We start from the raw sequence: 22,816 nt of genomic DNA on the forward strand, positions 1-22,816 counted from the left end.
GAAAGCCCTGCCATGCGTAAGCGCGCTCTGCCCTACGGATCAACGAGGGATCAGTGCCCTGTGAACACCGGCTTCCGCTTCTCCAGGAAGGCGCGGTAGCCCTCGCGGAAGTCTTGCGTGCCGAAGCAGCGGTAGCATTCGGCGATCTCGGCGTCGGTCAGCGGCGCCGGGTCGGACAGGCGGCGGACATAGCGCTTGTGCAGGGTGGCGGCCAACGGCGCGCCGGCGGCGATGCGCTGGATCGTGGCGGCGATCTCCGCCTTGAAGCCTTCGTCCGCGACGACGCGGTTGACGAGGTTCTTGTCCTTGGCCTCCGCCGCACCGAAGACGCGGCCTTCCAGCAGGATCTCCAGCGCCGCCGGGCCGCCGGCGACGTCGGCGACCAGCTTCAGCTCCGTCGGTCCCATCGAGATGCCGAGCCGGCTGACCGGCACGCCGAAGCGGCTGCTCTCCGAGCAGACCCTGAGGTCGCAGGCCAGCGCCACCGCCAGCCCGATGCCGCAGCAGGGACCGTCGATGGCGGCCAGAACCGGGTGGCGCAAGGCACGCAGGCCGTCCAGCCCCTCGTCCATCAGGTCGCCGTAGCTGGCGCCCTGTTCCGGGCTGTTGCGCTCGCTCTCGAACTCCGAGATGTCGGCGCCGGGGGAGAAAGTGCGGGAGCCGTTGGCGCCGGGGCCGCCGCGCATCACCACGACGCGGGTTCCCTCGTCGGCTTCAAGCGCGGTCAGGTGGCCGATCAGGGCGTGCCACATCGGCTTGTCGAAGGCGTTCAGCTTGTCCGGGTTGGACAGCGTCAGGGTCGCGACCGCTCCATCGCGGGTCAGAGTGATGGTGCCGGCCATGCCGCACTCTCCATCCGTTGCCGTATGGTTGCGTACCATAGCGCGCCCCCGCCGGGACGCAAGGCGCCCGGTGCCGCAGCGCAGCAGGGGCGTGGAAGGCCGTTGCGAAAAAAGTGAGAGGAGGGTGAATTTTCCTCTTGCGGCGGAGGCCGTGTTTCCGTAGAAAGCGGCTCCCGGACGACGGGAGCGCGGGCGTAGCTCAGGGGTAGAGCACAACCTTGCCAAGGTTGGGGTCGAGGGTTCGAATCCCTTCGCCCGCTCCAGTTCTCCGGTAGAAAAGCGAAGACCTAAGGGCCGGGCGGCAACGCACCGGCCCTTCGCTTTTTCCGGCCCTGCATTTTCGCGCTCCATAGCTTGGAAACACCGGGCATCCCTTATCGACACTGGCCGTCCGGCGCGCTAGATCCATAGTCATGACCGACACTTCCCTCGCCGCCCGCGGCGTTGCGCTCGACTTGCTGCGCGACGTGCTGCGCAAGTCCGTTCCCTTCGACGACGCGTTCGACGCGCATCCCGAACTGGCGGCGCTGCAGCCGCGCGACCGCGGCTTCGTCCGCCTGCTGGTCGCCACCGTCCTGCGCCGGCTGGGCCAGATCGACGAGATGATCCAGGCCAGCCTCGCCAAGCCGGGTCTGCCCAAGGCGGCCATCCACGACATGCTGCGGCTGGGCACGGCGCAGCTGGTGTTCCTGAACACCCCCGCCCATGCCGCGGTCGACACCGCGGTCGAACTGGCCGCCGCGCGCAACGCCGCTCCCTACAAGGGGCTGATCAATGCCGTCCTGCGCCGCATCGGGCGCGAGGGGGCGGAGATGGCGGCGCGGCAGGATGCCGGGCGGCTGAACACGCCGGACTGGCTGTGGCTGTCCTGGCGCTCCGCCTACGGCACCGCCCGCACCCGCGGCATCGTCGAGGCGCACCTGCACGAAGCGCCGCTGGACATCACGGTGAAGTCCGACCCGGAGGGCTGGGCGGAGCGGCTGGGCGCCACCCTGCTGCCGACCGGCTCGCTGCGCCGCCCGCCCGGCGGATCGGTGATCGAGCTTCCCGGCTTCGACGAGGGCGAATGGTGGATCCAGGATCTCGCCGCCTCGCTGCCGGCCAAGCTGTTCGGCGATCTTCGGGCCAAGCGGGTGTTCGACCTGTGCGCCGCCCCCGGCGGCAAGACGGCGCAGCTGGTGGTGCAGGGCGCGCAGGTCACCGCCATCGACCGCTCGGCCCGCCGGCTGGAGCGGGTGACCGAGAACCTGAAGCGCCTGCGGCTGGAGGCCGAGGTGCTGGCCGCCGACGCCGCCACCTGGGAGCCGGAGGAGCCGGCCGATGCCGTGCTGCTCGACGCGCCCTGCTCGGCGACCGGTGCGATCCGGCGCCATCCCGACATCCTGCGGGTCAAGACGCCGGACGACATCGCCAAGCTGGCCCGCGCCCAGTCGCGGCTGCTCGCCCGCTCGGTCGAGCTGGTGAAGCCCGGCGGCACGCTGATCTACTGCACCTGCTCGATCCAGCCGGAGGAGGGGGAGGCGCAGGTCGCCCGTCTGTTGGAACAGGACAGGCGGGTGGAGCGTTGGCCTGTGACCGCCGACGAACTCGGCGGCCTGTCCGAGCCGATCAACGAGGTGGGGGAGGTCCGCAGCCTTCCGGGCATGCTGGCCGACCTCGGCGGGATCGACGGCTTCTTCGTGGCGCGGCTGCGCCGTCGTTTGGACTGAAGCTTTATGCGGTCCGCACCGCGGGATAAATCCCAGGCCCGTCTTGCGGTGCGGGCGGCGAATTGATACGACACGACCCATGCTTCCGTCCGCGTTCTCCCGCACCGCATCATCACCCTCCGCCGGCCGCCGACGCCGCTCGCGGTCCTGAAGGAGTCGGCGCAGATGGGCGACGGGAACGGACGGTTTCGCAGCGGCATGGCGCGCCTTGCCTATGGGAATCCCCTCTACGCCCTGATGCTGGGCGGCAAGGCGCCGGGGGCGCTGGCGGTGATCCCGCCCGATCCCTGGCCGGGCGACACCGACAACGGCAACGCCATGCTGGCCGGACGGATGAACTTCGCCGGGCAGCCGATCATGGTCGATCCCAACGGGGCCCCCAACTGGCGGCCCCAGGGCGCCAGCATCGGCTGGCTGCGCGCCGCCCATGGATTCGAGTGGCTGCGCGACCTGCGGGCGGTCGGCGGCGACACCGCGCGGCGCCGGGCGCGGGTGCTGGTATGGTCGTGGCTGGACCAGAATGGCGGCTGGCACGCGCAGAGCTGGGCGCCCGACGTGCTGGGCGTGCGGCTGGCCAGTTGGATCGGTCTGCACGACTTCTATTGCGCGTCCGCCGATGACGAGTTCCGCGCGCGGGTTTTCGAGAGCATGGCCCGCCAGCTTCGCCACCTGCTGCGGGTGGCGCCGGCAAAGCTGGACGGCGAACGGCTGATCGGCGCGATCAAGGGTCTGCTCTATGGCGGCTATTGCCTGCCCGACCAGGACAAGGCGGCGCGGGAGGCGCTGCGCCTGCTCGACAAGGAGTTGCCGCGCCAGATCCTGCCCGACGGCGGCCATGTGGAGCGCAACCCGTCGATCCAGATGCGGGTTCTGCGCGACCTGATCGACATGCGCGCCGTGCTGCGCGTGGCGAAGGAGGAGGTGCCGGAAACCCTCCAGCACGCCATCGACCGCATGACCCCGGCCCTGCGCTTCTTCCGCCATGTCGACGGCGGGCTCGCCCTGTTCAATGGTGGGCGGGAGGAGGAGCCGGCGCTGATCGACACGGTGCTGGCCCAGGCCGACGCCCGCGGCCGTCCGCTGAAAAGCGCGCCGCACACCGGATTCGAGCGGCTGCTCGCCGGGCGCACGCTGGTGCTGCTCGACACCGGTGCGCCGCCGCCGGCCGGACTGGACCGCACCGCCCATGCCGGCACCCTGTCGATGGAGGTCTCCGTCAACAAGGAGCGGCTGATCGTCAATTGCGGCAGCCATCCGTCCCATCGCGGTCCCTGGCGCGCGGCGCTGGCCGGGACGTCCGCCCATTCGACCATGGTGGTGGCCGACACCAACTCCTCGGAAGTGCTGGAGAAGGGCGGGCTGGGCCGCCGGCCGACGAATGTCAGCTGCGAGCGGCAGGAATCCGACGGCGCCATGCTGGTGGTCGCCAGCCACAACGGCTACAGCAAGGGCTTCGGCCTTCTGCACCGCCGCCGCGTCTATCTGGCCGACAATGGCGAGGACCTGCGCGGCGAGGACACGCTGGAGCCGGTGATCGGCGCCACGCCGCAGCCGCAGCCCTACGCCATCCGCTTCCACCTGCATCCCAATGTCCAGGTGGTGCCGGTGCAGGGCAACGATCAGGTGCTTCTGCGCCTGCCCAGCGGCAATGCCTGGCGCATGCGGGTGACCGGCGCCGTGCTGGAGGTGGCGGAGAGCGTCTATCTCGGCAGCGGGGACGAGCCGCGCCGCAGCCGGCAGATCATGATGCAGGGACAATGCGGCCCCGAAGGGCTGACGGTGAAATGGGCCTTGCGCCGCGAGCGCAAGGCGGCGTAAATCGCGCCCATCCGCGGTGGCCGGGCCTATTCCTTTCGGAAGGGGCGTGGAAACACGGATGAACACGGGATTTGGGGCACGGGCGACCACGGGACTCGTCTCGCCGTGCTTATCCATGTCCGTCCGGACCGGCAATGTGCGGGCGGGCGGACGCGGATAAGCACAGCCGAGCGGCATTTCCGTGGCCGTCCGTGCTTTTCTTCTTCCGTGCTTGTCCGGGTCTCCCCGGTTGCCTGCGGCCCAACGCACCACCCGCAGCGATCAGGATGACGCCATGAGCCCGCCCAAAGCCAACCACGCCCCCGCCCCCGACAAGGTCCGCATCACCCGCGCCCTGATCTCCGTGTCCGACAAGGCCGGTCTGGTTGAACTGGGCAAGGCGCTCGCCGCCCGTGGCGTCGAGATCCTGTCGACCGGCGGCTCGGCCCAGCGTCTGGCCGAGGCCGGCGTCCCGGTCAAGGAGGTCTCCGACCACACCGGCTTCCCGGAGATCATGGACGGCCGCGTCAAGACGCTGCACCCGCGCGTCCATGGCGGCATCCTGGCCCGCCGCGACATCCATGCCGACGCGATGACCCAGCACGACATCCCCGGCATCGACCTGGTGGTCGTCAACCTCTACCCGTTCGAGGCGACGGTCGCCAAGGGCGCGGCCTATGACGACTGCGTCGAGAACATCGACATCGGCGGGCCGGCGATGATCCGCGCCGCCGCCAAGAACCACGACTTCGTCGCCATCGTCACCGAACCGTCCGATTACGAGGCGGTGATGGACGAGCTGGCGACCCATGACGGCTGCGTCACGCTGGCCCTGCGCCGCAAGCTGGCGCAGCGCGCCTATGCCCGCACCGCCGCCTACGACGCCGCCATCTCCACCTGGCTGGCCGGCCAACTGGGCGAGACCTTCCCGCCGCGCACCACCCTGTCGGGATCGCTGGCCCAGACCCTGCGCTATGGCGAGAACCCGCATCAGCAGGCGGCCTTCTACGTCACCGGCGAAAAGCGTCCGGGCGTCGCCACCGCCGTGCAGCTGCAGGGCAAGGAGCTGTCCTACAACAACCTGAACGACACCGACGCCGCCTTTGAGCTGGTGGCGGAGTTCGAGCAGCCGGCCGTCGCCATCATCAAGCACGCCAACCCCTGCGGCGTGGCCCAGGGTGCGAACCTGCTGGAAGCTTACAAGTCGGCCCTGCTGTGCGATCCGGTCAGCGCCTTCGGCGGCATCATCGCCGTCAACCGCAGCCTGGACGCCGAGACGGCCGAGGAAATCTCCAAGCTGTTCGCCGAGGTGGTGATCGCCCCCGACGCCGACGAGGCCGCCCGCGCGCTGCTGGCGACCAAGAAGAACCTGCGCGTGCTGCTGACCAAGGACGTGCCGAACCCGGCCGAGCCCGGCATGATGATCAAGCAGCTGTCGGGCGGCTTCCTGCTGCAGAACCGCGACAGCGGCCGTGTCAATCCGGCCGAGCTGAAGGTCGTCACCAAGCGCGCGCCGACCGAGCAGGAACTGGCCGACCTGCTGTTCGCCTTCCGCGTCGCCAAGCACGTCAAGTCGAACGCCATCGTCTATGCCAAGAACGGCGCCACGGTGGGTGTCGGCGCCGGCCAGATGAGCCGCGTCGACTCTGCCCGCATCGCTGCCATCAAGTCGGCCGAAGCCGCCAAGGCCGCCGGCCTGTCGGAGCCGCTGACCAAGGGCTCGGTGGTTGCGTCGGACGCCTTCTTCCCGTTCGCCGACGGCCTGCTGGCTGCGGCGGAGGCGGGTGTGACCGCGGTGATCCAGCCCGGCGGTTCGATCCGCGACGCCGACGTGATCGCCGCCGCGGACGAGAAGGGTCTGGCGATGGTGCTGACCGGAATGCGGCACTTCCGGCATTGAGGGGGTGAAGGGGTGGGGGCGCTTGGTTTTGCCCCCTCCCTAACCCTCCCCCGCTATCGCGGGAGAGGGAACTCCGCTGCACTCCTGCAAAGCTCCTGCCCCCTCTCCCGCGAAGCGGGGGAGGGATGGGGAGGGGGCAATCGACGCTGGAACTTCACGCCTCCGCCAGCAGGTCGTCGGAATCCTCGACCCGCTTCAGCATCGACTGCCGCAGCTTCAGCAGCGCCCGATGCTCCAACTGGCGCACGCGCTCCTTGCTGACGCCCAGTTCGCGACCGAGTTCCTCCAGCGTGGCGCCTTCCTCGCGCAGGCGGCGTTCGCGGATGATGGTGCGTTCGCGCGGGCTCAGTTCGCCCAGCGCTTCCGCCAGCCATTGCGAGCGGGTGCTGGCATCGCGCATGCCGATCACCACGTCCTCGGGCGAGGGGCGCTGGTCGGCCAGGAAATCCTGCCAATCGTCGTCGGAGCCGTCGGCCACCGGCGTGTTCAGCGACTGGTCGGAGCCGGACAGGCGCATCTCCATCGCTTCGACCTCCGACACCTCGACCTGCAGTTCGCCGGCGATCCACTCGCGGCCTTCCTTGGTCAGGCGCGCGCCGCTGCCGTTCTGGGTGGCGCTGTCGATCTTGGCGCGCAGGCGGCGCAGGTTGAAGAACAGGGATTTCTGCGCGGCGGTGGTGCCGGTCCGCACGATCGACCAGTTGCGCAGGATGTAGTCCTGCATGGCCGAGCGGATCCACCAGGCGGCGTAGGTGGAGAAACGCACCTCGCGGTCGGGCTCGAACCGGCTGGCCGCCTGCATCAGGCCGACATTGCCTTCCTGGACGAGATCGCCCATCGGCAGACCGTAATTGCGGAAGCGCGACGCGGTCGCCACCACCAGACGGGTATAGGCCCGGACCAGCTGATGCAGCGCCCGTTCGTCATGGCCCTCACGCCATTTTCGGGCGAGTTCGAATTCATGGTCGCGCGACAGCAACGGTTCGCGCATGGATGCCTTGATGAAGCTCAGATTTGCACGCTGAGTCTCCGGATCGTCGATGTATGCCATCCGTCCCTTCCTTCCCGTCTGGGCGGCATCGTGTTCCTTCGCATATCCCCGTACTATCGGGTCTTCGCCGCTTTGCCGCCTGCCCCCGGCCGATGCCGTCGGGTTAGACAACAAGCATGAGCGCGCCCTGTTGCGGAATCATACGCAGGTGTAGGGGGAGCGGATCACAAGAGACGGAGGATTTTTGCCGGCGGCCTATGGGATGGCTGCCGGAAGGATTGCCGGACCTGTACCAGGGAAGGGGGCGGACGGGCTGAAAGGTCAGGCTGGACCTAAGGATGGGTCACGCTTGGAAAAGGTCCAGCATTTCGCCGAAAGAATCGAAACAGGCGCAAACGAGGTGGCCGCCGCGGCCGCAGCCGCCGTCGAGCGTCACCGTCACCGGCCCGACATCCACGCCGGGGCTTTCCGGCGTCCAGCCGGGATCATAGCCGCGCACCAAGCGATTGAAGCCGCCATAGGGCTGCTCCAGCCGGGCGAAGCCGGCGCTGCCCCACCAGAAGGCGTCGCCCTGGCCGGTCAGCGGGCGCCGGGGATCGATGCCGGAACTGACCAGCAGCAGGCTTCCGCCGCCCCGGCTGTTGCCGGTCCAGTCGGCACCGTCCGAGGTCCCATCGGGTGCCCCGTCATTCGCGGCCCCCTCATTCGCAGGCCCGCCGGTGTAGGCGGCACGGCGCAGGGCGTTGAACAGCTGTTCATGCCCCGGCCGCGCGGCCACCGCCTGCCGCAACTCGCGCGTCCAGCGGCCCAGCATCACCGCACCGCCGCGCGCCCCCGCCATCCCGGCATCCAGGTTGCCGCCATAGGCGGCCAGCGTCGGCGCCACGCCCTGGCGCAGCATCCAGTCCAGCACGGTGCGGGGATCGGGAGCGAAATGGAGTTGCAGCAACTTCTGCCACATCTCCTCCTGCTGGCCGCGCAGATAGACGATGTCCGACGCGATCATGCCCGGCATCGCCAGCAGGGCGATGCGGAAGGCCAGCAGCCGGTCGATGGTCTCCACCACGCGGTCGCCGAAGCCGATCATGTTGCCGAGATAGACCAGCCGGTCGCCGGGGCGGAATCGCTGGCCGATGGCGTGATGGATCAAATCCAGCCGGTCGGGTTGCGCATGGATGGCGCCGATGGCCCAGACGCGGCGCGGCCGGCCGAGCGAGGCAAAGCGGCTGCCGTCCTCGACGGCGCCGACGATGCTCGCGGCATGTCGGTTGGCCTGACGGTTGGGAAGGGCAAGGCGCGGCGGCAGACCCAAACTGGATTCCCTTCGACGTCGTTCGCGAAGTCGTTCCGGCGGCGTCTGCCGGAAGGCGGCGGGAGTTTAGGCGTGTCATGCCACGGAAACAAAGGCGAAAAACGAGACGGGCGCGCGGCGTGACGTAGCAGCCGCGCGCCCGTTCGTGTCACGGACGTATAGGAGGAGCCTGGAACCCAGGCCCTGGACTCAGGCAGCCTTGGACAGCACCGATTCCAGACGCTCCGTCGCCTTGGTTTCGTCGATCTTCTCGACGGCGGCCAGTTCGCGGGCCAGACGCTCCAGGGCGGCCTGATAGATCTGGCGCTCGCTGTAGGACTGGTCGGACTGGTCGGCACCGCGGTACAGGTCGCGCACCACCTCGGCGATCGACACCGGATCGCCGGAGTTGATCTTGGCCTCATACTCCTGGGCGCGGCGGCTCCACATCGTGCGGCGGACGCGCGACCGGCCCTGCAGGGTCTCCAGCGCGACCTTGATGCGGTCCTTGGAAGACAGGCGGCGCAGGCCGGCGTTGCGGGCCTTGGTGACCGGAACCTTGAGCGTCATGCGCTCTTTCTCGAACGTGATCGCGTAGAGTTGAACCTCGAGTCCGGCAATGCTGTGGGTCTCGATCCCTTCGACCCGACCGACGCCATGAGCCGGATAAACGACGAAGTCACCGGCTTCGAAGTCAAGCTTGTTCGACATGTGGATTGGCTCTCACTTCTCGCGATCACGCCATTTTGCCGCCCCGGTGGAAGGGACGAAAAAGGACCCCGGACAGTTATGGCGCCGTGGGGATGGGACCCATCCACGACGATCACAAAAGCCACAGGTCCTGGAACGTAGGGAAAACCGGCAATGGCGCGGAGGCCGGCTCCGGTCGCGCATTATAGCGATGTTACGCCCGAGTTACAAAGGGAACGCGCAATCTACCGGGCGGAAATCGTCCATCGCCCGGCCATGGCCGCCCCGTCGATTTTGCATAGCAACATCGGCGGGCTCAATCGGTGATGCAGCCCGACTCGGAATAGCCGGGCCGCATCCGCTGGTCCGGCCTCAGCCGCCCGCCTTCGGAGAGAAGTACTTCTCGAACTTGCCGTCGACGCCCTTGAACTCGTCGGCGTCGGGCGGCGCGTCCTTCTTGCGGGTGATGTTCGGCCACTGTCCGGAATAGTCGCGGTTCATCTCCAGCCACTTGGTCGCGCGGTCGTCGGTATCGGGGACGATCGCTTCGGCCGGGCATTCCGGCTCGCACACGCCGCAGTCGATGCACTCGTCAGGGTGGATGACCAGCATGTTCTCACCCTCGTAGAAGCAATCCACGGGGCAGACTTCGACGCAGTCGGTGTACTTGCACTTGATGCAGCCGTCGGTGACGACGTAGGGCATGATCTCTTCTCCGCTGTTCCGGCCGGCGGTGCCGGCGGACTGGGCACGCGCATGGCACCGGGCCGGATGGCCAACCCGCGCCTGCCTAGCATGCCGCAGATGAGCCGTTCAACCCTGCGCGTGATGTGGGCGACCCTGTCGCACCCGTGGCGACCTCTTTCGAATGGGCAACGGAAGCGGTGTCCCCGGAGAAGGCGTCCAGGAAGGCGCGCAGGCTGGCGGTCTCGATGGCGTCGGTGCGGCGCACGAACTGCGTGGGCATGCGGCCCAGCGCTTGCGGCAGCGGCCGGGCGACCAGCAGCTCGCGCCAGGGATCGCGCTCCACGACCGAGCGTGGGATGACCGTCACCCCCATGCCGGCGCCGACGCAGCCCAGGATGGCGTCCAGCGCCCCGAACTCCATGACGCGGAAGGGCACGCGCCCGGCCTCCCGCATCGCCATCTCCGCCCGGCCGCGATAGGCGCAGGCCCGGCCGAAGGCGATCAGGGTGCGGCGCGCGCTGTCGGTGGTCAGCCCGGCGGTCGGTTCGGCCAGCACCAGCTCCTCGTCGAAGATGCGCCGGGCGGTCAGGTCGGGATGCGCCACCTCGCCGCCGACGAAGGCGCCGTCGAGCCGTCCGGCCAGCACATCGCCCAGCAGGGTCTCGGTCGGGCCGGGGGTGATGGTCAGCTCCACGTCGGGATGGTCGCGGTGGAAACGGGCCAGGATCGGCGGCAACCGCACCGCGGCGGTCGATTCCATGCTGCCCACCGCCAACCGTCCGCCGCGCCCGGCCGCCTCCGCCACCGCGTCGCGGGCCTGGGCGACCAGCCGCAGCACCCGGTCGGCATAGCCGCTGAGCACCCGGCCGGCCGGCGTCGGCTCCATCCCGCGGCTGAGGCGCAGGAACAGGTCGACGCCCAAATCCTCCTCCAGCCGCTTGATCCGCGCGGTGACGTTGGACTGCACGCAGTTCAGCGCCTCCGCCGCCCGGCTGACGCTGCCGGTGTCGGCCACCGCCTTCACCACCCGCAAACCGGCCAGATCCATGGCAACATCTCCCCAACCGCCAATGCATGGCACCCATCACTGAAAGTGGAGCTTATCATCAGAACAATTCATTGGAAATGAGGGCAGTGCCGCGGCCATGATGACCCACAAATCAATCGGCCGGCCGAACGGTTCGTTTTTCCGAACGGTTTCTGTTTCAACGAGCCGGCCGAACACCGAGAGGGCGTGGATCATGGTTCGGGTGTTGGTTGGCGGCCTGATCGGGCTCGCCATCGCAATGGGTGTCGCGCGCTTCGCCTTCACCCCGATCCTGCCGGCGATGCAGGAGGCCACCGGGCTGAGGGCCGACGGGGCGGGTCTGCTCGCCTCGCTGAACTATCTGGGCTATTTCGTCGGGGCGCTGGGTGCCGGTCTGGTGCCGCACGGCGCCACGCGGACCGCCGTGTTCCGGCTGTCGCTGCTGGTCAGCGTCGCCACCACCGCGGCGATGGGGCTCGATCTGGGGGACGCCGGGCAGGCGATGCCGGTCTGGCTGGTCCTGCGCTTCCTGTCGGGGGTGTCGAGCGCCGGCATCTTCATCCTGGGCATCGCCATGGTGCTTGACACGCTGTCCCGCGGCGGCGGGGAGCGGCTGGCCGGCTGGCTCTACACCGGGATCGGGGTGGGCATCGCCGCGTCCGGGCTGTTCGTCGCGCTGTTCGGCGGGCGGCTGGGCTGGGACGGGGACTGGCTGGCGCTGGGGGCGATCTGCGCCCTGCTGGGGCTGATGCCCGGCCTCTGGGTGCGCGATCCGGCGCCGCAGAGCCACGTGGCGGCCGTCAAGGCGGAGGGGGCAGTCCCGGCGCGGGCGGGCGGGCTGTCGGCGCCGCTGCTGCTGCTGACGCTCGCCTATTTCCTGGAGGGCGGCGGCTACATCGTGTCGGCCACCTTCCTGGTGTCGATCCTGAAGACCGATCCCGGCACCGCCGCGGTGGGCGAGGCCGCCTGGATGGTCGTCGGCATCGGGGCGATGGGCGCCGGGGTGTTCTGGGCGGCGGTCGCCCGGCGCACCAACAGCTGGTGGTCGCTGATCCTGGCGCATCTGACGCAGACGGTGGCCATCCTGCTGCCGATGACCGGATCGCCCACCGCGTCGGTGGTCTCGGCCCTGCTGTTCGGCGGCACCTTCGTCGGGATCGTGTCGCAGGCCTTCGCGCTGGGGCGCCAGCTGTCGGGTGGAGCGTCGGCACGGGTGGTCGGGGCGCTGACCGCCGCCTATGGGCTGGGGCAGATCATCGGGCCGCTGCCGGCCGGGCTGGTGGTGACGCGCACCGGCAGCTTCAACGCCGCGCTGCTGGGCGCCGCCGCCGCGGTGGTGCTGGGCACGCTGCTGCTGGTGCTGGGCATGGTGATCGCCGGGCGGCGGGCATCGGCGGGATCGGCGATGGCGACGCCCAATGCTTCGGCCCCAAAAGCTTAGTAAGTATTCGTAAGGTCTGCCTGCGACAATCGGCGCCGCTTCTGCTGCGATGCCGTTGTTCTCCCCGATCGTCAGCTTTGGCTACAGTCTGGTCCACAACAACCAGATCCTCGGGGAAGTCATGAAACGCAAGCTGGTTCCGGACGTCGTGAAGTCGCAGGAGCTGATCCTGGTGCCGGAGGATACCTCCGTTGCCACCGTGTCGAAGATGATGGCCGAAAAGAACATCGGCGCGGTTCTGGTGGTCGATCACGGCGCCCTGATCGGCATCGTCACCGAGCGCGACCTGAACAACAAGGTGCTGTCCAAGGATCTCGATCCGTCGGCGGTGGAGGTCGGCGCGGTGATGACCCGCAACCCCGACAGCCTGCCGCCCGACGCCGATGCGGTCGACGCGCTGAAGCTGATGCACGACAAGCATTACCGCCACCTGCCCATCACCCAGGGCAAGCGCGCGGTCGGCATCGTGTCGATCCGCGACCTGTTCAAGGTCGCCTACGAACATCTGATGGCCGAACGCGCCGAGGCGTGAGGGAAAAGGGGCGCCGCGAAGGGCGCCCCTCTTTGCCGTCAGTGTCCTGGGCTCTGCTTGCGCCGGGCCATCAGGTTCAGCGCCTCCACCAGGGCGGAGAAGGCGATGGCGAAGTACAGGTAGCCCTTGGGAATGTGGAAGCCGAGGCCGTCCGCCACCAGCGCCACGCCGACCAGCAGCAGGAAGGACAGCGCCAGCATCTTCACCGTGGTGTGACGGTTGACGAAGTCGCCGACCGGGCCGGAGGCGAACAGCATCACCGCCATGGCGATGACGACGGCGGCGATCATCACCGGCAGATGGTCGGACATGCCGACGGCGGTGATGACGCTGTCGAGCGAGAAGACGATGTCCAGGAACATGATCTGGACGACCACCGAGGTGAAGGTGGCGTGCTTGGGCGCCGATCCGCTCTCCTCATGGCCTTCGACGGTGTGGTGGATCTCCAGCGTGCCCTTGGCCAGCAGGAACAGGCCGCCCAGGATCAGGATCAGGTCGCGGCCCGACACCTCCCAGCCGGCGACGGTGAACAGCGGCTGGGTCAGCTGCGCCACCCAGGCGATGGAGGCCAGCAGGGCCAGGCGGGTCAGCAGCGCCAGCGCCAGGCCGACGCGGCGCGCGCTGTGCTGCCGTTCGGGCGGCAGCTTCGACGCCATGATCGAGATGAAGATGATGTTGTCGATGCCCAGCACGATCTCCAACGCGGTCAACGTCAGAAGGCTGGCCCAGACATTCGGGTCGGCGAGCAGGTCGAGCATGAAGGGGCGGGGCTCCGGCGGTCAAATGGGTGCAGTCGACAGGCTGCACGCCGGCACCGCAGGGCACCAGCGTGACCGCGACCACATGAGGTCGGTCGCGGTCCGCTGCAAGAGGGGCCAGTTCCATTTTTCCGCCATTCCTCCCCCGTCTTACCGCCGTCTTGCCGCTGATCCGGGGGCGGTGCGTTTCACCTCCAGGAGGCTGCGGCCCGCTGTCCGCCCGCTGTCGCGGGGAGGCGGCCGAAGGGGGCCGGCTCCCCCTCGTGCCGCTCGACGGTCTGCCGGGTGGCCGTCCTGTCGTTGCTCACCCGATCGCTCCAGGCGCGCCGGCGGATCGCCATCTGAAGCCGGCAATCCTGGGAGCAATAGAAGGGCGCCGGACCGCGGGCGGAAGTGCGGACGAAGGGCCTGCCGCAGCAGGCGCAGTAAAGCGTGGTCATGGTCGTTTCCTCCGGAACGGGCGGCCGTTTGCCGGCCTGCCCAAAGCCTTGCGGGCGATTGCCCTTCGGCTCTGCTGATGCTGTTGGGTGAATTGTGTCGGCTGCCCTCAGACGTCGCCAGCGATCAAAAGACATAAGCCCGATCGGCCTCAAGTATTCGGCATCGAAATTCGGAGCGGCAGCAGCAGCTTAGATGCACGGGCGCGTCAATTCGCCGCGATGCTCTGCCGATCGTTGGTGCACGGATTTTTTCGACCTCCGCATCTTCCAACGGGAGCCTGACGGTGCCATTTGTTCCTTTCGGCCAACAGCCCGGAAAGACGATATGCGATGACGCTTCGACGCCTCGCCACCTTCCTGAAAACCGAAAGCGCCAGCGGCGTGGTCCTGATGATCGCGGCGGTGCTCGCCCTGTTGTGGGCGAACTCGCCGGCGGCCCCGTTGTACGACACGATCCTGGCGGCGAAGCTGGCGGTGACGGCGGGCGGCGTCGGCTTGGACAAGCCGCTGATCCTGTGGATCAACGACGGGCTGATGGCGATCTTCTTCCTGCTGGTCGGGCTGGAGATCAAGCGCGAGGTGCTGGAGGGCGAACTGTCCAGCCCGGCCAAGGCGATGCTGCCGGGCATCGCCGCGCTGGGCGGCATGGCGGTGCCGGCGCTGGTCTACTGCCTGTTCGCCCAGGCCGAACCGGGCGCCCTGCAGGGCTGGGCGATCCCGGCGGCCACCGACATCGCCTTCGCTCTCGGCGTGCTGGCCCTGCTGGGCAACCGCGTGCCAGGCAGCCTGCGCGTCTTCCTGCTGGCGCTGGCGATCATGGACGATCTGGGCGCCATCGTGATCATCGCCGTCTTCTACAGCCACGGGCTGGTGCCGATGGCGCTGGGGCTGGCGGCGGCATCGGCCGTCGGGCTGTGGCTGCTGAACCGGGCCGGGGTGCGCTCGCTGACGCCCTATCTGCTGCTGGGGCTGGTGCTGTGGGTGTGCGTGCTGAAATCGGGCATCCATGCCACGGTGGCCGGTGTCGTTCTGGCCTTCGCCATTCCGCTGCGGGTCAAGGATGCCGACGGCAAGCGGGCGGAGGATGCGCCGCTCTATTGCCTGGAGCATGCGCTGCACCCCTGGGTCGCCTTCCTCATCATGCCGGTCTTCGCGCTGGCCAACGCCGGCGTGCCGCTGGACGGCATCACCCCCGCCAGCCTGCTGGAGCCGGTGCCGCTGGGCATCGCGCTCGGCCTGTTCGTGGGCAAGCAGGTGGGCGTGTTCCTGGCCGTGTGGATCGCCGTGCATATCGGCGTGGTCGAGCGGCCGGCGCGGGCCAGCTGGAGTCAGGTCTACGGCGTCGCCGTGCTGACCGGCATCGGCTTCACCATGAGCCTGTTCATCGGGACGCTGGCCTTCGCCGACCCGCAGCATGCGGTGGCGGTGCGGCTGGGCGTGCTGACCGGCTCGCTCGCCTCGGCGCTGGTCGGCTACGGCCTGCTCTACGCCGCCGGCACCGGTCGGGCACGGGCGGCGGCGCGGGCGACCTGATGCCGGTCGGAAGGTTATCGTCAACGATAGCTGGTCATGATATCTGTTGGGTGCGCGAACTTTGTTCCGGTACGGCGGAACCCGTGGGTGTGCTGGGCGGTTCTTTCCGTGTGGGGGAGTCGCGCGGCAGGCGCGGGACCGACAGATCGGGGGGGACATGCGATGATCGACGCCATCCGCACACGCCGGCGCACCGTTGCCGAAGATCCTCCACCGGGCGGGTCCGGCAGCTCGGTCCCCATCGATTTCCAGCGGCTGGAGCGGCTGCGCCGCCTGTCCCGCCTGATGGACAGCCGCTGGCGCATCCCCTTCACCCGTATCCCGGTCGGGCTGGACGGCATCGCCAGCCTGGTGCCGGTGGCGGGCGACACCGCGACCGCGCTGGTTTCCGCCTACATCATCATGGAAGCCGCCCGTTTCGACCTGCCCAAGACGCTGGTGGCCCGCATGGTCTTCAACGTGCTGCTGGACTGGGCCGGCGGCTCCGTCCCGGTGCTGGGCACCGTCTTCGACATCGCCTTCAAGGCCAACCGGATGAACCTGAACCTGCTGCACGAGCATCTGGAACAGCGTCTGGCCGCCGCGGCGAAGCGCTGAAAAATGCGGTCCCTGCGATCTTGACGTGGATCAAGGCAGGGGTGGGGGGACTGCGGCAACCTGTCGCTCATGAACGCCATCACCGCCCTGGCCGTAAAGCCGGCCCCCGCCCCGTCCCGTTCCCACGGTGTCGATCCCGCGCTGCTCGCCAAGTATGACGGGCTGCGGGTGCCGCGTTACACCAGCTACCCGACCGCACCGCACTTCACGCCCGAGGTGAACGGCGACGTCTATGGCGGCTGGCTGGAGGCGATCGATCCCGCGCGCTCGGGCTCGCTCTACCTGCACATTCCGTTCTGCCAGAAGATGTGCTGGTACTGCGGCTGCCACACCAAGATCGTCGCGCGCTACGAGCCGATCGCCGAGTATCTCGGCCATCTGCGGCGCGAGATCGCCATGGTGGCCGAGCGCGTTCCCGGCCGGCTGGCGGTGCGTCACATCCATTTCGGCGGCGGCACCCCGACCATGATGGCGCCGGACGATTTCGAGGCGATCATCGCGCTGCTGCGCACCCGCTTCGACGTCGTCGCCGATGCCGAACTGGCGGTGGAGATCGACCCCCGCACCCTGACGGCGGAAATGGCGGCGGCGCTGGGCCGTGCCGGCGTCAACCGCGCCTCGCTGGGCGTGCAGGATTTCGACGAGACGGTGCAGCAGGCGATCAACCGCGTCCAGCCGCGCGCCGTCACCGAGCAGGCGCTGGCCTGGCTGAAGGAGGCCGGGATCACCAGCGTCAACCTCGACCTGATGTACGGCCTGCCGCACCAGTCGGTGGAGAGCGTCACCCGCTCCGCCGAGATCGCGCTGGAGATGGCGCCGGATCGGCTGTCGGTCTTCGGCTACGCCCATGTGCCGTGGATGAAGACCCACCAGAAGAAGATCGACGAGTCGGTCCTGGCCGGTTCGCTCGGCCGGTGGGAGCAGTTCGCCGCCATCGGCGACACGCTGGCCGCCGCCGGCTACAGCGCCATCGGTCTCGACCATTTCGCCCGTCCCGGCGACGAACTGGCGGTGCAGCAGGAGGAAGGACGGCTGGGCCGCAACTTCCAGGGCTACACCACCGACGACGCCGAGGTGCTGCTTGGCTTCGGCTCCTCCTCCATCGGCGCGCTGCCGCAGGGCTATGTGCAGAACGCCGTGCCCTTCGACCATTACGCCACCGCCATCGAGGAAGGCCGCCTGCCCACCGGCAAGGGCATCGCGCTGACCACGGACGACAAGGTGCGGCGCGACCTGATCATGCGGCTGATGTGCGACCTGTCGGTCGACACCGCGGCCATCGCCCAAGCTCACGGCTTGCCTGGGTCGGCCTTCGACGCGGAGCTGGAGGGCATGGCCGATCTGGTCGCCGACGGCGTCGCGGTGGTGGAGGGCCGGCGCGTCCATGTGCCGGAGAGCGCCCGCCCCCTGATGCGCATCGTCGCCGCCCGTTTCGACACCCACCTGTCCAAGGGCGCCGGGCGGCACAGCCGGGCGGTCTGAGGGCCGGGCCGTTTGAGGGGCCGGGCGGTCTGAGGGCCGTTCTTAAAGAAGAAAAGGCGGTCGGCGCCACCCGCCGACCGCCTTTTCCCGTGCCGCGCATCCGAACCCACAAGGCTACGCGGCAACCTCGTTGATGCCCTGCATCAATGTCCGCAGCATGTCGCCGCTGAGGCGGTTGGACGTCACGCCGCCCGCCTGCTGTTGCGTGCCGCCGCCATAGGCGGCCATCCGTTCCTGTTCCGACACATAGCCGTCCTTGTTGGTGTCCAGCGGGTCGTAGCTGGTCGTGCCGCCCGCCGACGCGGTGCTGCCCGAAGACGAGGCGGAGGACGTTGCCGATGCGCCGCTGCTGCTGTCGGATGTGCTCTCCGAAGCGCTGGCCGTGCCGCTGTCGTTGGCGGGAGGCGGGGGAGGCGGCGGGCGGTTGGCGTCGGCCTGCTTCAGCGCGCTGCTCAGCTCGTCCTCGGAAACCGATCCGTCCTCGTCGCTGTCGAGGCTGCTGAACAGCGACGAGGCGTCGGTGGACGACTGGCCGGCGGAGGTGAGGGCCGAGGTCAGCTCGTCGGCGCTGATGCCGCCGCTGCTGTCGCTGTCCAGGCTGGAATAGAGGTTCTGCGCGAATTGCTGCTGCATCGCGCTCGCCTGCTCCTGCGCCGCCAGCAGGGCGCTGCCGCTGCCATAGTCGAACTGGCTGGAGAAGGAGCTGAACTCCGTCGCGCTGAGCGAGCCGTTCTTGTCGCTGTCCAGGCTGCCGACCAGACTGTCGACCGCCGAGGACAGCGTGTCGCTGTCGGACGCGGCCGAGGTGCCGCCGAGCGCACCGAGAAGCTCGTCCTTGGACAGCGACGAATCGCTGTTGGCATCCGCCTTGGAGAAGAATTTCTGGAGCGTCGCCGCGCTGCTGGAACTGCCGAGGGAGGAGATCATGGCCGGATGCCCCCGTAAGGTGCCATCGTGATGGTCAAGATACGGGGCACGCGGCCGGACTCCTGCGCTGGGGCGGTGCGAGAAAGATTGGATTTGCATTAATTTTTTTCGGTCTGGGCGACGTGCCCCAAAAAGCGCATAGCGAGGTTGGGTGTGCTGCGGTGGCGAAGAGGGGGGCACCTCCTGTATGGTCGCGCCGAAGGTCCATTGCTCCTGTCTGCCAACCCCTTTCGCCCTTCCTGCAAATCACCGATCCATATCAAGGTGAGCGATGATCCGGCGTGTGCGTTCCCTTCCGCTGATGGTGGCCCTGGCCACGCTGATGGTTCCCGGCTGCATGCCGTACCAGCGGATTCCGAATCCGCCGACCGTGCGCACCGCGCCCGATACCGGGACGGGGCTGGAACCGATCTATGGGGAATGGCAGGTGGACAAGCCGACTCCGCTCCACGCCCAGCCGTCCGCCGGTGCGGGCGTCGTCGCCACGCTGGGAGCGGGGCAGGCGGTGACCACGCTGGGCCGGGTGCGCAACAGCGATTGGGTGGCGGTGAAGGCCGGCGGGTCCACCGCCTATGTCCGGCTGCATCTGCTCAGCCTGAAGAGCAACACGCCGCGCGGCAGCCGCGGCACCTCCAGCACCCTGGCCAAGCCGACCGACAATGCCGGCCCGACCATCAAAGCCGCCCCGCGCAGCAAGATCGGCGTCACCCCCATCGCCAATTGACCTGAGAGGTCGGCGAGCCTTCGGGCAATCGGTCACAGGACAAGACAGGAGTCGCAGACTCCCCCTCGACATGGCTCCGTGATAGAACATATCAGGAACATATGCCTGTCGAGCGGAGCCGAGTCATGCCTGTCCTGTCGTCCCCTTCCCCGTCCGCGGAGGCTGCGCCGCGCGATCGTGCCGGGGTGCTGGCCGATCTGCGCGCGCGCATCCGGCGGATCGAGGGGGCGGGCGGGGAGGGCGGGAGGATCCTGCCGTTCGGCATCGACCCGGTCGACGGCCATCTGCCCGACGGTGGGTTGCCGCTGGGCTGTCTGCATGCGGTGGCGGCGCAGGATCCGGGGGCGGGCACCGGTTTCGCCGCGGCGCTGCTGGCCCGGCTGGCGACTCCGAGAACGCCGGCGCTGTGGATCCTGCGCGGGCGCGACCTGTATGCCCCAGGGCTGGCGGCCTATGGGCTGACGCCGGACCGGCTGGTGGCGGTGCGGGCGATGCGGCCGGTCGATGCGCTGTGGGCGATGGAGGAGGCGTTGCGCTGCTCCGCCCTGTCGGCGGTGCTGGGCGAGTTGGAGGGGCTGGACCTCACCGCCAGCCGGCGGCTGCAGCTCGCCGCCGAGTCGTCGGGGGTGACCGGATTCCTGCTGGACCTGAGCGCGGGTTTGGCCGCGGGCGCGTCGGGTGGGCGCAACCGGCGGACGGAGGGACTCAGCGCCGCAGTGACCCGCTGGCGCCTGGATGCGGCACCCAGCCTGGATGGGGAGGAGGATGCGGCCCCGCGCCCGGCCGGAGGCCCGCCGGGGCTGGGAAAACCGCGCTGGTCCGTCGCGCTGGAGCGTTGCCGGGGCGGTCGCCCGGGCCACTGGACCCTCTCCTGGGACGGAGAGGGCTGGCGCGACGTGGGGAAAGAGGATGGAAGCGGCCTTGGGCAGGCCGCGCGAAGCGACTCGGGGCTATGGCCGGCCCGGCACTCGATAGCTCTGGACTCGATGGCCCTGGACTCGATGTCCGACAACCGACAGGGTCGCTTGTCGGATCACCGCAAACCGGCTATCGCGCGCTGAGCGCCGAATCAGTAGTTGGTGGCCCAGTCAGGCTCGCGGCGGGCGGGCTGCTCCGACCCGTCCGGCTCGGTCATCCAGCGCGGGTCATCCGCGTCCAATGGCGCATGCAGCGGGGCGTAGAGCGGCAGCTGGCGGGCGAACTCCGCGCTGTCGGCATCGCGGCGCTGCTTCAGCAGGCGGTCGGCAAGGTGGGCGGGCAGCATGGCAGGTCTCCTTCTGAGCGCCGGATGGCACCGCGGATCAGCCTGACTAAGGCCGGTCCTGGCCCACCCGTCGTCCTGTTTGCCTGGATATTAACTACGCAAGTTCCAGGCCAGCTGTTAAGCGCGTCACACAAGTTCCATGACACACGACGAAGTCTCTACAAACGGTTTATACGAAGCCACTTGAACCCACATGAACCGGTATGACACGAGGGACTCTGGGGGGATCTGTCGTACACGCCGTGGCGGTCATCGCCCTTCGATCGGGCATCGCCGCCGTCCTGTGTGAGATGTGTTCCCTTCCGTGCCGTTCCAACCCATATTCGGGGCCAATCCTCTTCAAGGAATGCGTACCTCCCATGCACAGCGCCCCCGTACCCGATTCTTGCCCGACCTGCCTAAAACCTAATCATCTGTGCATTTGCGAGGCAGTGCAGCCGATCGACAACGGCGTGTTCCTGCTGATCCTGCAGCACCCGCAGGAGAAGCGGGAAAATCTGGGCACCGCCCAGATCGCCCATCTGCAGTTCGCCAATTCCATGGTGAAGGTCGGGCTGAGCTGGCCGGGGCTGAAGCGCATCCTGGGGCGGGAGGTCGATCCCAAGCGCTGGGGCGTGCTGTATCTCGGCCCGGTGAAGGACGGCGGCGCTCCCCGGCCGGAGGTGGCGGTGGTCGACAAGGACGGCCAGCCGCTCCGCGACAGCGCCGGGATCCTGGAGGATCTGGAGGGCGTCATCGTCCTGGACGGCACCTGGAGCCAGGCCAAGACCCTGTGGTGGCGCAATGCATGGCTGCTGAAATGCCGCCGCATCGTGCTGAACCCGCAGTTCCGCTCGCTCTATGGGCAGGCGCGCAAGGAGCCGCGGCGCGACAGCGTCTCCACCCTGGAGGCCGGCGCCTTCCTGCTGTCGCGGCTGGAGGGTGACCAGACCATCATGGACACCGCGCTGAAGCCCTTCTCGCTGCTGCTGAAGAAGCTGCGCACCCGCCGTCCGCGCCCCACGCCGCCGGCCGGAGAGGACGCCGGTCCGGCGGTTTCCGACGGTGAGGGGGGCGACGAGGTCTGAGCGTTCTGTCCGCCGCTGCAACCAACCGGCGGTTTGAGCCGTTGATGACGGGTGAGAGGGCCGGCTCCGGCCGGCCGCGTCGCCCGTTGCAACGACGGAAGGAGAGGCTTCGTGCGCGGTATTCTGCTGTGGCTGGTCGGCATTCCGATCCCCATCATCCTCCTGCTCTACCTGTTCAACATTCTTTGACCTGACCGCCGGGTTGACGGCGCTGCGGCGCCGGGTGCCAAATACGGCTCCCCAGCGCTCCGTTTCTTTCCCCCCGCAATCGAACGAGAGAATGATGGCCAGCGATTTCGTGCCTTTCGGCCTGACCGTCTGCGGTCTCAGCGAGCTATGCAATTTCGGCGGCGGCAAGGTCAGCCACGTCCTGTCCATCCTCGACCCCGAGATGACGGAGCCGAGCGAGTTCGGCGATTACGGCGAGCATGAGCGGCTGGAACTGCGCTTCCACGACGTCATCGAACCGACCCGCGGCCAGATCGCGCCGGAACGGTCGGATGTGGAGCGTATCCTGGCCTTCGGCCGCGACCTGCTGGCCGAGCCGGTGGATTGCCGCCATCTGCTGGTCCACTGCCATGCCGGCGTGTCGCGGTCCACCGCCGCGCTGACCATGATCCTGGCCCAGGCGCGCCCCGACCTTCCGGCGGCCGATGCGGTGGGGACGGTGGTCGGCATCCGCGCCCAGACCTGGCCCAACCTGCGCATGATCGAGTTCGCCGACGACATCCTCGGCCGCAACGGCGATCTGATCGCCGCCGTCCGCCAGCGTCACCGCACGCTGGGCAAGCAGCGCCCGGAACTGGTCCAGTTCATGATCGACAATGGCCGCATCCGCGAGGTCGAGGATCTGATCGACTGAGAAGGGATGCGGTCCTTCGGAGTTTCACGTCTTTCGGCCGTCATTCCCGCCTTCGCGCTACGGGATACACACAACTCAGAGCGATATTAAACCTCTGGAATAAAAGGAACTTTACGTCATCCCCGCGAAGGCGGGGATCCAGGAAACTCCGCAATGAAGCGGCTGACACGGCTGGATTCCCGCCTTCGCGGGAATGACGGCCGAATAAATGTCATGGTTCCAGTGGCTTAAAGGCCCATGAGGTCTGTGCATCCC

General features: G+C 68.5%; 22 protein-coding genes and 1 tRNA gene. 13 read left to right on the forward strand and 10 right to left on the reverse strand.

What is annotated here, in order from left to right:
* Positions 1 to 50: 50 nt before the first annotated feature.
* Positions 51 to 842: an enoyl-CoA hydratase-related protein gene (locus tag FZ029_RS14540; protein ID WP_149269864.1), complete on the reverse strand. Its 792-nt coding sequence runs from the start codon at positions 840 to 842 to the stop codon at positions 51 to 53.
* A 188-nt stretch (positions 843 to 1,030) separates the two neighbouring features.
* Between FZ029_RS14540 and FZ029_RS14545 the strand changes: the two genes are divergently transcribed.
* From FZ029_RS14545 to purH, 4 genes are all read left to right on the forward strand, one after another.
* Positions 1,031 to 1,105 (forward strand) — tRNA-Gly (locus tag FZ029_RS14545).
* Between the two features lie 150 nt (positions 1,106 to 1,255).
* The gene (locus tag FZ029_RS14550) at positions 1,256 to 2,551 is read left to right on the forward strand and encodes a transcription antitermination factor NusB (RefSeq protein WP_149197791.1); all 1,296 of its coding nucleotides are present in this window, start codon (positions 1,256 to 1,258) and stop codon (positions 2,549 to 2,551) included.
* Between the two features lie 165 nt (positions 2,552 to 2,716).
* Complete coding sequence (locus FZ029_RS14555; protein ID WP_149269865.1) at positions 2,717 to 4,369, forward strand: heparinase II/III family protein; 1,653 nt, start codon at positions 2,717 to 2,719, stop codon at positions 4,367 to 4,369.
* A gap of 274 nt (positions 4,370 to 4,643) precedes the next feature.
* Positions 4,644 to 6,248, forward strand: a complete 1,605-nt coding sequence (gene purH, locus FZ029_RS14560) for a bifunctional phosphoribosylaminoimidazolecarboxamide formyltransferase/IMP cyclohydrolase (protein WP_149269866.1) — start codon at positions 4,644 to 4,646, stop codon at positions 6,246 to 6,248.
* A gap of 154 nt (positions 6,249 to 6,402) precedes the next feature.
* Here the strand turns inward: purH and FZ029_RS14565 are convergent, their stop codons facing one another.
* The 5 genes from FZ029_RS14565 to FZ029_RS14585 form a co-directional block, all read right to left on the reverse strand.
* Positions 6,403 to 7,299, reverse strand: coding sequence for an RNA polymerase factor sigma-32 (locus tag FZ029_RS14565; protein ID WP_149269867.1), 897 nt, complete (start codon positions 7,297 to 7,299; stop codon positions 6,403 to 6,405).
* A 283-nt stretch (positions 7,300 to 7,582) separates the two neighbouring features.
* Positions 7,583 to 8,551: a hypothetical protein gene (locus FZ029_RS14570; protein ID WP_149269868.1), complete on the reverse strand. Its 969-nt coding sequence runs from the start codon at positions 8,549 to 8,551 to the stop codon at positions 7,583 to 7,585.
* 189 nt (positions 8,552 to 8,740) lie between these two features.
* Positions 8,741 to 9,241, reverse strand: a complete 501-nt coding sequence (locus FZ029_RS14575) for a CarD family transcriptional regulator (protein ID WP_014248912.1) — start codon at positions 9,239 to 9,241, stop codon at positions 8,741 to 8,743.
* A gap of 351 nt (positions 9,242 to 9,592) precedes the next feature.
* Positions 9,593 to 9,925, reverse strand: coding sequence for a ferredoxin FdxA (fdxA, locus tag FZ029_RS14580; RefSeq protein WP_085090756.1), 333 nt, complete (start codon positions 9,923 to 9,925; stop codon positions 9,593 to 9,595).
* 85 nt (positions 9,926 to 10,010) lie between these two features.
* Complete coding sequence (locus FZ029_RS14585) at positions 10,011 to 10,955, reverse strand: LysR family transcriptional regulator (protein ID WP_149269869.1); 945 nt, start codon at positions 10,953 to 10,955, stop codon at positions 10,011 to 10,013.
* A gap of 193 nt (positions 10,956 to 11,148) precedes the next feature.
* On the opposite strand from FZ029_RS14585, the gene FZ029_RS14590 reads away from it, so the two are divergent.
* Together FZ029_RS14590 and FZ029_RS14595 are read left to right on the forward strand one after the other, a co-directional pair.
* Complete coding sequence (locus FZ029_RS14590) at positions 11,149 to 12,375, forward strand: YbfB/YjiJ family MFS transporter (RefSeq protein WP_149269870.1); 1,227 nt, start codon at positions 11,149 to 11,151, stop codon at positions 12,373 to 12,375.
* A 121-nt stretch (positions 12,376 to 12,496) separates the two neighbouring features.
* Entirely contained in the window at positions 12,497 to 12,907 is a 411-nt protein-coding gene (locus FZ029_RS14595) for a CBS domain-containing protein (protein WP_246457667.1), read from the forward strand.
* Positions 12,908 to 12,945: 38 nt separating this feature from the next.
* Here the strand turns inward: FZ029_RS14595 and FZ029_RS14600 are convergent, their stop codons facing one another.
* Both FZ029_RS14600 and FZ029_RS14605 read right to left on the reverse strand, forming a co-directional pair.
* Positions 12,946 to 13,665 (reverse strand): TerC family protein, encoded by a 720-nt coding sequence (locus FZ029_RS14600; RefSeq protein WP_149197797.1) that lies wholly within the window; start codon positions 13,663 to 13,665, stop codon positions 12,946 to 12,948.
* Positions 13,666 to 13,853: 188 nt separating this feature from the next.
* The gene (locus FZ029_RS14605; protein ID WP_149269871.1) at positions 13,854 to 14,105 is read right to left on the reverse strand and encodes a hypothetical protein; all 252 of its coding nucleotides are present in this window, start codon (positions 14,103 to 14,105) and stop codon (positions 13,854 to 13,856) included.
* Between the two features lie 330 nt (positions 14,106 to 14,435).
* Between FZ029_RS14605 and nhaA the strand changes: the two genes are divergently transcribed.
* The 3 genes from nhaA to hemN all read left to right on the forward strand — a co-directional run bounded on the left by nhaA (position 14,436) and on the right by hemN (position 17,717).
* Positions 14,436 to 15,638, forward strand: coding sequence for a Na+/H+ antiporter NhaA (gene nhaA, locus FZ029_RS14610; protein WP_149269872.1), 1,203 nt, complete (start codon positions 14,436 to 14,438; stop codon positions 15,636 to 15,638).
* Positions 15,639 to 15,800: 162 nt separating this feature from the next.
* Positions 15,801 to 16,235 carry a DUF4112 domain-containing protein gene (locus tag FZ029_RS14615; RefSeq protein ID WP_149269873.1) on the forward strand — a complete coding sequence of 145 codons (435 nt, stop codon included), beginning with the start codon at positions 15,801 to 15,803 and terminating at the stop codon, positions 16,233 to 16,235.
* 69 nt (positions 16,236 to 16,304) lie between these two features.
* Positions 16,305 to 17,717: an oxygen-independent coproporphyrinogen III oxidase gene (gene hemN, locus FZ029_RS14620; RefSeq protein WP_149269874.1), complete on the forward strand. Its 1,413-nt coding sequence runs from the start codon at positions 16,305 to 16,307 to the stop codon at positions 17,715 to 17,717.
* A 114-nt stretch (positions 17,718 to 17,831) separates the two neighbouring features.
* Here hemN and FZ029_RS14625 read toward each other — a convergent pair whose 3' ends face one another.
* Positions 17,832 to 18,644 (reverse strand): EF-hand domain-containing protein, encoded by an 813-nt coding sequence (locus FZ029_RS14625; RefSeq protein WP_188051944.1) that lies wholly within the window; start codon positions 18,642 to 18,644, stop codon positions 17,832 to 17,834.
* 283 nt (positions 18,645 to 18,927) lie between these two features.
* Here FZ029_RS14625 and FZ029_RS14630 point away from each other — a divergent pair, with 283 nt between their 5' ends.
* Positions 18,928 to 19,368 carry an SH3 domain-containing protein gene (locus FZ029_RS14630; RefSeq protein ID WP_246457671.1) on the forward strand — a complete coding sequence of 147 codons (441 nt, stop codon included), beginning with the start codon at positions 18,928 to 18,930 and terminating at the stop codon, positions 19,366 to 19,368.
* Between the two features lie 125 nt (positions 19,369 to 19,493).
* On the forward strand, positions 19,494 to 20,429 hold the full coding sequence (locus tag FZ029_RS14635) for a hypothetical protein (RefSeq protein ID WP_247892309.1): 936 nt from the start codon (positions 19,494 to 19,496) through the stop codon (positions 20,427 to 20,429).
* 8 nt (positions 20,430 to 20,437) lie between these two features.
* Here FZ029_RS14635 and FZ029_RS14640 read toward each other — a convergent pair whose 3' ends face one another.
* The gene (locus tag FZ029_RS14640) at positions 20,438 to 20,632 is read right to left on the reverse strand and encodes a hypothetical protein (RefSeq protein ID WP_149269876.1); all 195 of its coding nucleotides are present in this window, start codon (positions 20,630 to 20,632) and stop codon (positions 20,438 to 20,440) included.
* A gap of 431 nt (positions 20,633 to 21,063) precedes the next feature.
* On the opposite strand from FZ029_RS14640, the gene FZ029_RS14645 reads away from it, so the two are divergent.
* A complete protein-coding gene (locus tag FZ029_RS14645; RefSeq protein ID WP_247892310.1) occupies positions 21,064 to 21,699 on the forward strand; it encodes a tRNA-uridine aminocarboxypropyltransferase in 636 nt (211 codons plus the stop codon).
* 280 nt (positions 21,700 to 21,979) lie between these two features.
* The gene (locus FZ029_RS14650; RefSeq protein ID WP_247871555.1) at positions 21,980 to 22,561 is read left to right on the forward strand and encodes a protein-tyrosine-phosphatase; all 582 of its coding nucleotides are present in this window, start codon (positions 21,980 to 21,982) and stop codon (positions 22,559 to 22,561) included.
* Positions 22,562 to 22,816 lie beyond the last annotated feature (255 nt).

Origin of the sequence: Azospirillum sp. Sh1, from assembly GCF_008365135.1 — a bacterium.
GTDB lineage: Bacteria > Pseudomonadota > Alphaproteobacteria > Azospirillales > Azospirillaceae > Azospirillum > Azospirillum oryzae.